13 protein-coding genes and 1 riboswitch are annotated in these 12,389 nt (G+C 57.8%); of the genes, 7 read left to right on the top strand and 6 right to left on the bottom strand.

Features of this window, described 5'->3' with window-relative positions; translation table 11 throughout:
- The first annotated feature begins 6 nt into the window (after positions 1-6).
- Positions 7-1,149 (top strand): metal ABC transporter solute-binding protein, Zn/Mn family, encoded by a 1,143-nt coding sequence (locus QT231_RS19165; protein ID WP_308338430.1) that lies wholly within the window; start codon positions 7-9, stop codon positions 1,147-1,149.
- A 24-nt stretch (positions 1,150-1,173) separates the two neighbouring features.
- Here the strand turns inward: QT231_RS19165 and QT231_RS19160 are convergent, their stop codons facing one another.
- Complete coding sequence (locus tag QT231_RS19160) at positions 1,174-2,049, bottom strand: LysR family transcriptional regulator (protein WP_308338429.1); 876 nt, start codon at positions 2,047-2,049, stop codon at positions 1,174-1,176.
- A gap of 149 nt (positions 2,050-2,198) precedes the next feature.
- Between QT231_RS19160 and ampC the strand changes: the two genes are divergently transcribed.
- Both ampC and QT231_RS19150 read left to right on the top strand, forming a co-directional pair.
- On the top strand, positions 2,199-3,368 hold the full coding sequence (gene ampC, locus QT231_RS19155) for a class C beta-lactamase (RefSeq protein WP_308338428.1): 1,170 nt from the start codon (positions 2,199-2,201) through the stop codon (positions 3,366-3,368).
- 130 nt (positions 3,369-3,498) lie between these two features.
- Positions 3,499-4,164: a cupin domain-containing protein gene (locus QT231_RS19150; RefSeq protein ID WP_308338427.1), complete on the top strand. Its 666-nt coding sequence runs from the start codon at positions 3,499-3,501 to the stop codon at positions 4,162-4,164.
- On the opposite strand, the gene QT231_RS19145 is transcribed toward QT231_RS19150, so the two are convergent.
- Together QT231_RS19145 and gloA are read right to left on the bottom strand one after the other, a co-directional pair.
- The gene (locus tag QT231_RS19145) at positions 4,161-4,529 is read right to left on the bottom strand and encodes a DUF6164 family protein (RefSeq protein ID WP_308338426.1); all 369 of its coding nucleotides are present in this window, start codon (positions 4,527-4,529) and stop codon (positions 4,161-4,163) included. The genes QT231_RS19150 and QT231_RS19145 overlap by 4 nt on opposite strands.
- A 9-nt stretch (positions 4,530-4,538) precedes the next feature.
- The gene (gene gloA, locus QT231_RS19140; RefSeq protein WP_308338425.1) at positions 4,539-5,075 is read right to left on the bottom strand and encodes a lactoylglutathione lyase; all 537 of its coding nucleotides are present in this window, start codon (positions 5,073-5,075) and stop codon (positions 4,539-4,541) included.
- A 246-nt stretch (positions 5,076-5,321) separates the two neighbouring features.
- Between gloA and QT231_RS19135 the strand changes: the two genes are divergently transcribed.
- From QT231_RS19135 to QT231_RS19120, 4 genes are all read left to right on the top strand, one after another.
- The gene (locus QT231_RS19135) at positions 5,322-5,666 is read left to right on the top strand and encodes a hypothetical protein (RefSeq protein WP_308338424.1); all 345 of its coding nucleotides are present in this window, start codon (positions 5,322-5,324) and stop codon (positions 5,664-5,666) included.
- 54 nt (positions 5,667-5,720) lie between these two features.
- A riboswitch (TPP riboswitch) is annotated at positions 5,721-5,819 on the top strand.
- A 23-nt stretch (positions 5,820-5,842) separates the two neighbouring features.
- The gene (gene thiM, locus QT231_RS19130; protein ID WP_308338423.1) at positions 5,843-6,652 is read left to right on the top strand and encodes a hydroxyethylthiazole kinase; all 810 of its coding nucleotides are present in this window, start codon (positions 5,843-5,845) and stop codon (positions 6,650-6,652) included.
- Positions 6,642-7,274, top strand: coding sequence for a thiamine phosphate synthase (thiE, locus tag QT231_RS19125; protein ID WP_308338422.1), 633 nt, complete (start codon positions 6,642-6,644; stop codon positions 7,272-7,274). Before thiM ends, thiE begins: the two co-directional genes overlap by 11 nt.
- Positions 7,275-7,472: 198 nt before the next feature.
- Entirely contained in the window at positions 7,473-8,210 is a 738-nt protein-coding gene (locus QT231_RS19120; RefSeq protein ID WP_308338421.1) for a class III extradiol ring-cleavage dioxygenase, read from the top strand.
- Here the strand turns inward: QT231_RS19120 and yegQ are convergent.
- The 3 genes from yegQ to QT231_RS19105 all read right to left on the bottom strand — a co-directional run bounded on the left by yegQ (position 8,203) and on the right by QT231_RS19105 (position 12,007).
- Positions 8,203-9,588: a tRNA 5-hydroxyuridine modification protein YegQ gene (gene yegQ, locus QT231_RS19115; RefSeq protein ID WP_308338420.1), complete on the bottom strand. Its 1,386-nt coding sequence runs from the start codon at positions 9,586-9,588 to the stop codon at positions 8,203-8,205. The two genes, QT231_RS19120 and yegQ, sit on opposite strands and share 8 nt — an antisense overlap.
- A gap of 129 nt (positions 9,589-9,717) precedes the next feature.
- On the bottom strand, positions 9,718-10,593 hold the full coding sequence (locus QT231_RS19110) for a DMT family transporter (RefSeq protein WP_308338419.1): 876 nt from the start codon (positions 10,591-10,593) through the stop codon (positions 9,718-9,720).
- Between the two features lie 82 nt (positions 10,594-10,675).
- Entirely contained in the window at positions 10,676-12,007 is a 1,332-nt protein-coding gene (locus QT231_RS19105; RefSeq protein ID WP_374694415.1) for an SPOR domain-containing protein, read from the bottom strand.
- Between the last annotated feature and the right edge of the window lie 382 nt (positions 12,008-12,389).

Genomic DNA, 12,389 nt, shown 5'->3' with positions numbered 1-12,389 from the left:
TGCTGTATGTCTTTTGCCCATTTATCATTTCGGTCATCGCGCTGGTTAGTCGGTGTTTCCGCTATGCTGGCGCTACCTGCGGCCATGGCGAATGAGCGCGTTCAGGTGGTTACCAGCTTCTCGATCCTTGCCGATATGGTGGAAAACGTAGGCGGCGAGCATGTGGACGTGACCTCCCTGGTCGCTGCCGATGGCGACGCCCACGTTTACTCCCCCAGCCCCGGCGATGCACGCTCCCTGGCGAATGCTGATTTAGTGGTCTTCAACGGCCTGCTGTTCGAGGGTTGGATGGAGCGTTTGATTAGCGCCAGCGACTACTCGGGCGCCTTGGTCACCGCCACCGACGGTATCGAGCCGCTCTCCTACGCAGGGCATGACGAGCATGGGCACGACCATGAGTCTCATGGCCATGAAGAGCATGCCCAGGAAGAGCACGGCCACGATGACCACGATCATGAAGACCATGACCATGATGAGCATGATCATGCAGAACATGCGGATGAGCACGCAGGTCACGACCATGGCAGTCAAGATCCCCACGCTTGGCAGGATATGCGCCAGGCCGAAGTGTATGTGGCCAATATCCGCGATGGATTAATCGCTGCGGATGCTGACAACGCCGACGAATATCGCGCCAATGCGGAGCAGTATTTACAGCAAATCGCCGAGGTGGACGCCGAGATTCGTGCGCTGATTGACGAGATCCCGGCCTCCACCAGCGTGATCACCGGACACGACTCCTTTGGCTACTTCTCAAGCGCCTATGGCGTGACCTTCCTCTCTCCGGTGGGGCTTTCCACGGAAGCTGACCCCAGCGGCGCCAGCATGGCGGCGTTAGTGGATGTGATTGAGCAGGAGAACGTGAAGGCACTGTTCCACGAGAACATGACCAATCAGTCGATCATCACCCAGCTCGCTGAAGAGACCGGCCTACCGATTGCCGGCACGCTTTACGCCGATGCGCTGGCGGCAGAAGGCGAAGCCAGCACTTACCTGGGCATGATGCGCCACAACGCCCATGTGCTGCACGATGCGCTAGCCCAGCCTGGTGGTCACAAAGAGCCCGGCCATCATGAGCACGATCACAAAGACCATGACCATGACCATGACCATGACCATGACCATGACCACAGCGAGCATAGTCACTAAGCGGGCTGGATAAACAAGTGCTGCTCAGGCATTAATCGCCTTGAGCAGCCATTCCCGGAAACACGCCATAGCGCGGGTTTCCGGGCGTGTCTGCAGGCGGGTCAACCAGTACCCCCCCAGACTGACGGCGGTGTCGAAAGGCTGTACCAGCGCGCCGCTATTCAGTTGGCGGGGGAACATCAGCGGTGGTGCCAAGGCCAAACCGGCCCCTTGTAACGCGGCTTCTACCATGGCGATGGAGGAGTCGAACACAATGCTGTTGGTCATCGGAAAGCTGCCTGACAGCCCCGCCGCCGTTAGCCACTCTGTCCACTCGTCGGCGCGATATGAGCGCAGCCAGGTCTCACCTAATACATCCGCGGGAGTGCTAAGCCGGGCGGCGATATCGGGGATGCACATGACCGAGAGCGATGCCGGTAGCAGCGGCTGCGCCGCGGTAGCGTGCCAAGCACCGGTACCAAAGCGGATCGCAAAATCGAGCCCTTCACCCGCAATATCCGCGCGGTTGTTATGGGTGGAAAGGCGCAAATCGACAAACGGGTATTGATCCTGAAAATCCGCCAGCCTTGGCAGCAGCCAACCGACGGCAAAGGTCCCGACCACCCCGACGTTTAACACTTCCCGATAGCTACTCTCGCCCACCCGCTCCAGTGTGTGGGAGATCTGATCGAATGAACTCTTCAATACCGGCAGCAGCAGCTCACCCTCCTGGGTAAGCATTAGCCCCCTGGGCAAGCGCTTGAACAGCGGCACCTTCAACTGGGTTTCGAGCAGCTTGACCTGATGGCTGACCGCCGCCTGGGTGACATGAAGTTCTTCAGATGCTCGGGTAAAGCTTAAGTGCCTGGCCGACGCTTCAAAGGCGCGCAGCGCTTTTAACGGCAGGTAGGGACGCACCACCTTGACCCCCAAATTTTTCTAATGGCTCGGGCAAAATATCGCTGTTTGTTAATTCGCACAGCCCGCCGTAAATTAACCCCTGTCACGCTCTTCACGGCTGGTGATCCCACCCAGCTTTCGCGCCGCACTCATCACAACAGGATATTGGTATGCGTAAGATGTTAGCAGCAAACTCCGGCCTTATCATGACAGGTTCTCTTCTAATCGGCAGCTCTGCCTGGGCGTCTGATGTGCCTGCCAGCACAGACATCGAGGCGCTGGTGAACGACACTATTGCGCCGTTGATGGCTGAGCACCGTATTCCCGGCATGGCGGTCGCAGTGAGCATCGGTGGCCAACAGCATTACTTTAATTATGGGGAAGCCGATCAAGAAGCGGGTATTCCAGTCACCGATGAAACGCTGTTCGAACTAGGCTCGATCAGTAAGATCTTCACGGCGGCGTTAACTGGCTATGCCCAGTCCAGCGGTGTCCTTTCGCTTTCCGACCCGGCCAGCCAGTATCTACCAGCCCTTGAAGGCAGCGCCTTCGATGAGATCACGCTGCTGGAACTGGGCACCTATGCGGCGGGCGAGCTGCCGCTGCAGTTTCCCGATGCGGTACAAAGCGAAGAGCAAATGCTCGACTACTATCGCCAGTGGCAGCCTGAATCTCCCCCCGGCAGCCATCGCCTCTACTCCAACCCGAGCATAGGCCTGATGGGCTATTTAACCGCCCAACGCCTTGGCAAACCGTTCGAGACGCTTATGGAAGAAGCGGTGTTCGCCCCGCTGGGGCTGGAGCATAGCTATTACCAGGTACCAGAAGCGCAGCAGGCGCACTACGCCTACGGTTACTCAAAAGAGGATAAGCCCATTCGGGTCAACCCGGGCATGTTGGATGCCCAAGCCTACGGTTTGAAGTCAACAGCCGCCGACGTGCTGACGTTCGTGGAAGCCCATATGAATAGCGCACTAGACGAGCCACTCAGCCAAGCCTTGGCAGCCACGCGCACAGGCTACTTTGAGTTCGGCAATATGACCCAAGGGTTGGGCTGGGAAAGCTACGCCTACCCGGTGGCGCTTGAGCAGTTACTGGCGGGCAACTCCCTTGAGATGATTTTGGAGCCCAACCCCGCCAACCGCTTAACCCCACCGCTCGCCCCCAGGGAGGAGGCGTTTTACAACAAAACCGGCGCGACCAATGGTTTTGGCGGCTATGTAGCCTTTGTGCCCAGCGAGCAAATTGGCATTGTGCTGCTGGCCAACCGCAACTACCCCACCCCAACACGCATCGAGGCGGCCCACCATATCCTTTCCGAGCTAACTGAAACGCCCTGAGTAAGTGACCAGACACCTTGACGCCGCCTTCGGGCGGCTTTTGGGTTGCATTTTTCGCTGTTGATAAGGAGACTAGCAGGCTGCTAACCCCCTCCCCGTTACTAACCTTCACTGCGAAGAGCCCTTTCCCATGCGTTTAAACGCCGATTTTAGCCACTTTGCCTGTGTTACCCCGGAAGAGTATCAGTGGGTCGACTCCCCCAGTGCGGGGGTAGAACGCATGATGTTTGACCGTATTGGCGACGAAGTTGCCCGCGCCACCAGCCTTGTCCGCTACGCCCCCAATACCCAGTTTGAGCGGCATACCCACGGCGGCGGCGAAGAGATTCTGGTGTTGGAGGGCGTGTTCGCCGATGAGCATGGGCGCTACGCAGCTGGCAGCTACTTAAGAAACCCCATCGGCACCGGCCATACGCCGCAAATTGGTGAGGAAGGCGCGCTGATTTTTGTCAAACTGCATCAGTTTGACCCCAACGATACGCTACAGCTGGCGGTGCCTGCCCACCGGCTGCCCTGGCAGCCTGATCGTCGCCCGCGCATTGCCTATAAGATGCTGCACACCTACAAGCAGGAGCGCACCAGCCTGGAACGCTGGTCGGCGGGCACGTCTATTGCCTACCCCACCCTGCGAGGCGGTCTGGAGTTTTTGATTCTGGAAGGCACGCTAAGTGATAGCGAGAAGAGCTACACCGCGGGTACCTGGTGCCGTTACCCCAGCGGCGCGGCACCCGCGTTAACCGCCGGCAATGACGGCGTGATGATGTACCTCAAGCGCGGCCACCTGCCTGTCGCTTAGGCCCGCGACAGGCCCAGGAACGGCAGAAGGGTGAGGGCGGCAATCAGCCCAACCGCCAACAGCACCAGTATGACCTGTAGCGGGTGAGCAGCCAGACGCTTCCATAGCGTCATCTGCTCGCCCCGCTCAACCGCCGCCTGATGCTCCTGCTGGGCACGCTCCAGGCGCTCCGCCTGATAGGCTTCTAACGCCGCGATGGCCGCGTCGTGTTGCTGGGGGTTGCGCAGCCAAATAGCATCGACCCCCAGGCGGAAAAAGCCCGCCTGGGTTTCGTAGGTATCAAAGCCATGGGCGGCGAGCAGGTCACGCACTTCCATGGCTTCTTCGTCGGTAACGTGGCGCAGCCGGAACAGTAGTTCAGCCATTGGCGTGCCTCAAGCGTCGCTCTTACCTGACATTAAATCGGCCTGAATCACTTCGATCCAGTAGCCGTCCGGGTCTTTCACGAAGATAACATCTTTCACCTTGCCCTGATCGGCGCGCTTCACAAAGGTGACGTCGTGCTCGTCAAACCACGCCTGGGCCGCTGCCAAATCCGGCACGTTAAAGCAGATATGCCCGAAGCCCTGGGGTTCGGCATTGCCATCGTGGTAGGCGAAGTCGTCTTGGTTTTCGGTGCCCCAGTTGTGGGTCAGCTCCAGCAGCCCCTTCTGGCTAAAGGTCCAGACGGTGCGCGCTTCAGACGCTTCCGGCACGCTGTCGCTGGGCTCCAGATTGGCCAGGAAGTAGAGCGAGAACTGCATCTCTTCGAAATCCAGCCGCCGCATCACCTGCATACCAAACACCTTTGAGTAGAACGCCAGCGCCCTCTCAGGATCTTTCACCCGCAGCATGGTGTGATTTAAACGAAACCCTTGGGTTTGGGGTGGTGTGGCCACCACACCGGGGTGCTGCTCGCCTTGAAAACTCATTTCACTCTCCTGTTGCTGATGTTAACCATTGAGCCTATTGCGCCTCACATACCGCTTACCATGGGGGCTTTAGCGCCATAATACCAGCCCTTACAAACACCTAGGCAGCGTCGTATTGACGTATTCATAAGCGCGCTGGCAATCCTAAACAAAAACCCTACACTTATTATTCACAAGCTCTACAAATAGCAGTTCCCTCCACATGAGCGACGCCCCCCAATCTGAGGCGTCCACCAGGAGTTTTCCATGAGCGCGATTGATATGACACTGGGTGACCACCTAACCCTAAAGCAGCTTTCCAATGCGCTTCACAACGGCTTTTCGCCGATTGTCGAAGTTGAGTCCATGGATGGCATCTACAAGGTACGTTTTCATCACGCTAACGGCGTGTCTGACCTTAGCGATAACAAGGGTCACGTCAGTACTTTTCTGGGCACCGGTGAGATTCGCGACACGCTTGGCCAACTGGGTTTGACTCACGGCGTGCTGACCTTTGCCGACCAGTGTGGTGACGAGATGATTGGGATAGAAGGTAAAGCGATGACACCTGATGAAATGCTTACCTACGGTACACGCATTTCGTTTCGTTAGATGGTCATCGTCCGCATCCGGGGCTTTACAGGGCTACTTCAGGCTAGGATAGTAAACCCTCGACAGGGGCGCCCTCCATTACGGGTGGGCTGAGAAGCACCCTTTGAACCTGAACCGGATAACACCGGCGTAGGGAGTCGTGGTAGCGCTTACCACCTCCCTGCCGGGAGGATGCTATGACCCTACGCCCGCTTGGCGATTACCTTGAGACGCTGCGCGCAGTGACGCCGCTGGTTCACTGCATGACCAACTATGTGGCTATGAACAGCACGGCCAACCTGCTGTTAGCCACTGGTGCATCGCCCGCCATGCTTCATGCACCTGAAGAAGTCGCGGAGTTTACGGCTATTTCCGCGGGGCTTTCGATTAACATCGGCACCATCTCTGCCCACTGGGCTGACGCCATGTTGACCGCCACCGCGACTGCCCATGAGCATGGCGTGCCCTGGGTGTTAGACCCCGTCGCCGTTGGCGCCACCCGCTATCGCCAAACGCTGTGCGCGAAACTGCTAGCCGCTAAACCCAGCGTGATTCGTGGCAATGCGTCTGAAATTCTTGCCCTTAACGGCTTAGCCAGCCAAGGCCGCGGAGTGGACTCCACGGCTGCCACCGAGCAAGCCGTAGACGCAGCAATAGCCCTGGCGCAACAACACGGCTGTATCGTCGCGATGACCGGCGAAAGTGACTGGCTAACAGACGGTACACAGCACTACCGTATTAACGGTGGCCACCCCTTAATGCCCCGGGTAACAACGCTCGGCTGTGGGCTAAGCGCCCTGGTAGCAGGTTTTGTCGCCGCCAATCGTGAAGCGCCATTGGGCGCCACAGCCGCCGCCCTGGCCTGCTTTGCAGTCGCCGGTGAGCGGGCGGGCAACAATGCCCAGGGACCTGGTAGCTTTCAAGTGGCGCTGCTGGATGCACTGTATCAACTCACCCCCGACGACCTCACCACCCTTTCCCCACTGGAGGCCATCCATGGCGCTTAATCTATCGCTCTATTTAGTGACTGACGCTGGGTTGTGCAGAGAGATGGGCTTGGAGCAGACGGTTGAGGCAGCGGTAAAAGGCGGCGTGACCATCGTGCAACTGCGTGATAAGCATGCCAGTGATGAACAGATGATTGCCCAAGCCAAACGGCTCAAAGCAGTGCTCGCGGGCACCGGTGTGCCACTGATCATTAACGACCGTTTGCAGGTAGCGCTGGAAAGCCAAGCGGATGGCCTGCATGTCGGCCAGAGCGACGCCGCCGTTCAGGAAGCGCGCCGAATGTTAGGCGAGCAGGCGATTATCGGCCTGTCGATCAATACTATCGCTCAGTTGCAAGCCACTCCGTTTGAGCTGCTTGATTATGTGGGGATTGGCCCAGTGTTTGCCACCGAGAGCAAGCAGGATCACGCCCAGCCCATCGGCTTTGGTGGGTTAGCGGCGCTGGTCAAGGCGTGCCCCTTGCCCAGCGTGGCCATTGGCGGGCTAAAAGCGGATCATGCGATTAGTGTACAGCGGGCAGGTGCGAACGGCCTGGCGGTGATCTCGGCCATTTGCGGCCAGCCAGACCCTTACCAGGCAGCGCGCGCTTTTCAGGTTTTCCAGGCCGCTTCGGTGTCATGAATCAGTTATTCTGGACGCTAGCGCTAATCGTGCTAGCGGGCTTGGGTAGCGGCCGCTGAGGTGTTAAGCAACTGATTCGCCTAGCATCTAACACCTAACACCTAACAACTAACAACTAACAACTAACAACTAACGCTATCGCCTATCCAGCGCTTGCTTCACCGTCAGGGTTGGCAATGCTGCTGTGGAGACTCACTTATGTTACCTAGTCTATTTATCTCCCATGGTTCGCCCATGCTGGCGCTTAATAAAACCCCAGCTCACGATTTTCTCCGCGAGCTGGGCAAACAGCTGTCACCCAGAGCGGTAGTCGTGGTATCGGCACACTGGGAGAGCCTGGCGCTCAAGGTGAGTACCAGCGCAAAGCCGGAGACTATCCACGACTTTGGCGGCTTCCCACGGGCGCTCTTCGAGTGCCAATATCCCGCCCCTGGCGAACCTGAACTGGCTGAACGGCTGGCCGTGTTACTGGGCGCAGAGCGGGTGGAACGTGGCCTGGATCACGGTGCATGGGTGCCCCTTTCGTTGCTATTTCCTGATGCCAATGTGCCGGTTGTATCGCTGTCGCTTCCGGTGCGCTGGAGCAATGCGGAGCTGGTCGCGCTGGGTGAGCACCTGTCGGCCCTCCGGGAAGAAGGCGTTCTGGTGATTGGCTCAGGCAGCCTGACCCATAACCTGTATGAAATCATGCCCCAGAATAGCCCTATGCCCGCCTGGGTCGATGAGTTCGCCACCTGGGTGAGCGACCGCCTGATCGCCAATGATCGCGACGCACTGCTTAGCTGGGAGCGCGCGCCCAATGCCGAGAAGAACCATCCAACCCCTGAGCATTTTCAACCGTTGCTGGTGGCCATGGGGGCGGGAGGCGAAGCGACCCAACTACACCACAGCGTGGAGCACGGGGTGCTTGCCATGGACGTTTATGCCTTTAGTTGATCGCTACTCCTAGGGATGCAGATTGCGCTGCTTTGGAAGGCGTGAGATCACGCATTAACAGCGCAAACTCAAGCTGCTCGGGAACAATGCTGACATTGGGAATGGGGATACGCACGCGATGCCCCGAGCCAGGTGCTGCACCTTGCGCTTCGCCTCGTAAGTTCTCGATATGGTCGAGCACGAAGCGGTGATTGCCGCCTGGCAGCATAAGCTCCATGCCATCCCCTACTTCGAAACGGTTTTTAACCTCTACCTCCACGGTTCCGCGAACCGGGTCGTAACCTAGCACTTCACCGACAAACTGCTGATGCACACCAATGGAGTGACCCTGCTCATAGCTTTGGAACTCACCGTGAACATGGCGTTGATAGAAACCCTCGGTGTAGCCTCGATTCGCCAGGTTCTCAAGTTCATCCATTAGCCGTTTATTAAAGGGGCGTCCAGCGACGGCGTCATCAATGGCCTGCCGATAGACCTGTGCTGTACGCGCGACGTAATAATGGGACTTGGTGCGCCCCTCGATCTTTAGCGATGCCACGCCCATTTGCGTCAGCCGAGCCACGTGCTGTACCGCGCGCAGATCCTTGGAGTTCATGATGTAGGTGCCGTGCTCATCTTCATATACCGGCATCAGCTTGCCAGGGCGGGAAACGTCTTCAATCAGCGCCGAAAGCTCGTCCTGGTTGACGGTCGTTGCAGCTCCCTGGGCGGCGATTAAGTCGCCCTTGTCATCGTGGGTCGCCGCTATGGTGTTGTATTTCCAGCGGCACGCGTTGGTGCAGGTGCCCTGGTTAGGGTCGCGATGATTGAAGTAGCCCGACAGCAGGCAGCGCCCTGAATAGGCGATACACAGCGCGCCGTGGACAAAGGTTTCGATCTCTAAGCCTGGGCACTTGTCACGTATTTCGCCGATCTCATCCAGCGAGAGCTCCCGGGATAGAATAATGCGGCTGATACCCTGCTGCTGCCAGAACCGGGCGGCAGCCCAGTTGACTACATTCGATTGCACCGAGAGGTGGATGGCTTGCTCCGGCCAGCGTTCTCGCACCATCATAATCAAGCCGGGATCCGACATAATCAGCGCATCGGGCCCTGCTTCAATCACCGGCTCCATATCCTGAAGGTAGGTTTTCAGCTTGCTGTTGTGAGGGGCAATGTTGGAAGCGACATAAAACTGCTTACCACGGGCGTGGGCGTACTCAATACCCCGATGTAAGTTATCAATTTTAAAATCGTTGTTACGCACCCGCAGTGAGTAGCGCGGTTGCCCTGCGTAGACCGCATCAGCCCCATAGGCAAAGGCGTAACGCATGTTTTTGAAGGTACCGGCAGGGGAAAGCAGTTCGGGGGCTTGCTTAAGCAGTTCAGGGGTTGGCATAGACAGTCACCGTGGTCAGGACGATGGCACGCAGCGGGCTGCGCTGAAAGGGCTGGATTATAACCAGCCCAAATTCACTGTCCTGCCAAGCGCATGGCTTCCATGACCTGGATCAAAAAGTATCTTTGGCTAAGCCGTAGGGCGGCGTTTAAGGGTCGTTCTACGGTCGTGATACGCGACCGCTAACCCGCTGCCTATTATCAAGGCGCTGCCTACCCAGACCCAAAGATCTGGCATTTCGCCCCAGAACCACCAACCCAACAGCACCGCCCAGAGCATGGCGGTGTAATCAAACGGCGCGGCGATGGCTGCAGGGGCAAACCGAAAGGCCAAGGTGATAAAGGCGGTGGCTGCAACGCCCAATATGCCTGAAGCGAAAAACCCTACCCAGTGCCACGGCTGGGGTGTTTGCCACACCCAGGGCAACGTCAGAGCGGTAATCACCAATGGTACGGAGGTCATATAAAACAGCATCGCCCAAAGGTGTTCGCGGGCGCCATAGCGCCGGGCGGTAATCATCATCAGCGCATAAAACAGCGCCGCCCCTACCAACACCAGCGCGCCGACCTGAAAGGCGTCGCCGTTGGGGCGTACCACGATCAGCACGCCTACAAACCCCACTAAGGATGCAATCAGCACCGGTGGATCAATCCGCTCACCCAATAAAGGTACTGACAACAAGGTGACAAAAAGCGGCGCTACGAAGGCGATGGCCGTGGCCTCCGCGAGGGGTAGCAGCGTTAACCCCCACACAAAGCAGACCATGGTGGCGGTGTATATCAATCCACGCAGCAAATGTACCCGGGGCCGCTTGGTGCGCAGTTTGCGTAACCCGCCCGCAAAATGGGCAAGCAACGCTATCATGGGTAAGGAGATCAAGGCGCGAAAAAAGATAATCTGCAGCGGTGAATGCGTCTCCCCCAGCCACTTGGAAACAGCATCGCCAAGGGCCAAAAAAAGAACCCCTAAACACATGCAGAGTATGCCCTTCAGCGACGTTGTCACCACACCCTCCTTTTGCATAGCGCTTAAAAACAAAAACCCCGCCAATCATCAGCCATTGGCGGGGTAATGGCACCACGCCAGGCTATAAGCTGGCGTTGACCACCATGCAATCCATACCCTGGGAGTGCAACTCACGACAGGCTTGGCGAGCGCGCTGCTCGTCCAACGCCATCAAGCGGGCACGATAAACCGGATTCTGGCCCTCTACCGTGTCCACAGCGACGCGCCCGCCCAAACTCTGAGCAATGCGTTGAGCCGCCTGTTGAGCCAACTGACGCGCTTGGGCTTCTTGACTGAAGGCACCGACCTGCACACCCCAGGCACCGCCAGTTTCGTTGGCAGCAGCTAACTGCCGCTCGCGCTCAATGAAAGCCTGCAGTGGGTCGGGCTGCGGCTCTTCGTTGGCGGCAGGGGGGCGCTGAATGGTGACTATATCGGCTAGTTGCTCTTCAAGATCGACTACCGGTGTTGAGGGGGTGGAGTTGGCCGATGGAGACAAGGTGGTGGTTTCGACCACCGCCAAGAGGGGTTGCTGTGGTGCAGGCTGCGGCGGTGCAACCGGCTGGGCAGGGGGTGCGAAGGCCATAAATTCGCGTGAAAAATCAGTGTCGCCCATCCAATTTCGCTGGTCACGCAGCGATGCACGCAGGAAGCTACGATCCAGCAGATTGGCCATGTGGGTATCCCGTGACTGGGATGAAAAACCACCCATCACAACACCGACCAACCGCCGGTTACCGCGCATTGCGGTGGTCGCTACGTTAAAGCCAGAGGCACGAATGAAACCGGTTTTCAGGCCATCGGCGCCCGGGTAGTCACGTACCAAGCGATTGTGACTGGTATGCCGGGTGCCGCGGTAGGTGAACTCTTGCAAGCCGAAGTAGTGGTAGTATTGGGGAAAATCCTGCATCACGCGTACCGAGAGCGTTAGCATGTCTCGGGCCGTGGTGATTTGGCCATCATCCGGCAAGCCGGAAGCATTGCGAAAGGTAGTGGCGTGCATGCCCAGCTCGCGCGCCTTGGTGGTCATCATTTGCGCAAAGCGCGCTTCGCTACCCCCCAGCGCTTCGGCGACCACGGCAGCAACGTCATTAGCCGAGCGAACCGCGAGTGCGCGAATGGCGGTGTCCACGGGAATCGAGCTGCCGGCAGCCAGCCACAGTTTAACAGCAGGCTTGGCGGCCGCATAAGCGGAGACAGGCAAGGGTTGATCCAAGCGCAGCGTACCCTCTTCTAACGCTTCAAAGGTGAGATAGAGCGTCATCATTTTGGTGAGGGACGCGGGATAGCGCTGATCGTCAATATTCTCGGCGTAAAGCACTTCGCCATTGTCCAGATCCACGACGATACCCGCGTAGCGCGGGTTGTCAGCATGCGCAGTGGTTACCATCGCGAGTATGAGCAGCATTAGCATACCCAGAAACCCTATCGTCGACGCTCCACTTACAGCGCTTTTCATCCTCGCCTGCATACCTGCCCCTTGCTTGTTATCAATGCGCTAGTTCTAACCACTGTTTACCCATCCTGCCACTGATTCACTACCATGCCATACTCTAGGAACAACGCAAGGCTTTGCCTAGCAAGATGATACCGCTCACTACGTTTAATAATAAGCCGAGTATAGGTGATTAATCCGCAGTCAAGCGTAGAAAAAGCGCCGATAAATGACAGATCGAGTAGGAAGGGGAGTCGCCTCCCCTGTCCTCTCACACCACCGGGCATACGGTTCCGTACCACGGCGGTTCATGAAGAACGCTTGAGCCATCTTACCGCGTCCAGTATCGAGATCAGTCCCT

Source organism: Halomonas sp. SpR1 (assembly GCF_031010175.1).
GTDB lineage: Bacteria > Pseudomonadota > Gammaproteobacteria > Pseudomonadales > Halomonadaceae > Vreelandella.
This window is presented reverse-complemented; position numbering and strand designations above follow the sequence as displayed.

Bases quoted from the DNA above. Each gene is read 5' to 3' on its own strand.
- QT231_RS19105 (WP_374694415.1), bottom strand. From the start codon at position 12,007: ATGCTAATGCTGCTCATACTCGCGATGGTAACCACTGCGCATGCTGAC.
- thiM (WP_308338423.1), top strand. From the start codon at position 5,843: ATGACCCTACGCCCGCTTGGCGATTACCTTGAGACGCTGCGCGCAGTG.
- QT231_RS19145 (WP_308338426.1), bottom strand. From the start codon at position 4,529: ATGGCTGAACTACTGTTCCGGCTGCGCCACGTTACCGACGAAGAAGCC.
- ampC (WP_308338428.1), top strand. From the start codon at position 2,199: ATGCGTAAGATGTTAGCAGCAAACTCCGGCCTTATCATGACAGGTTCT.
- QT231_RS19150 (WP_308338427.1), top strand. From the start codon at position 3,499: ATGCGTTTAAACGCCGATTTTAGCCACTTTGCCTGTGTTACCCCGGAA.
- QT231_RS19120 (WP_308338421.1), top strand. From the start codon at position 7,473: ATGTTACCTAGTCTATTTATCTCCCATGGTTCGCCCATGCTGGCGCTT.
- yegQ (WP_308338420.1), bottom strand. From the start codon at position 9,588: ATGCCAACCCCTGAACTGCTTAAGCAAGCCCCCGAACTGCTTTCCCCT.
- QT231_RS19165 (WP_308338430.1), top strand. From the start codon at position 7: ATGTCTTTTGCCCATTTATCATTTCGGTCATCGCGCTGGTTAGTCGGT.
- gloA (WP_308338425.1), bottom strand. From the start codon at position 5,075: ATGAGTTTTCAAGGCGAGCAGCACCCCGGTGTGGTGGCCACACCACCC.
- QT231_RS19135 (WP_308338424.1), top strand. From the start codon at position 5,322: ATGAGCGCGATTGATATGACACTGGGTGACCACCTAACCCTAAAGCAG.
- thiE (WP_308338422.1), top strand. From the start codon at position 6,642: ATGGCGCTTAATCTATCGCTCTATTTAGTGACTGACGCTGGGTTGTGC.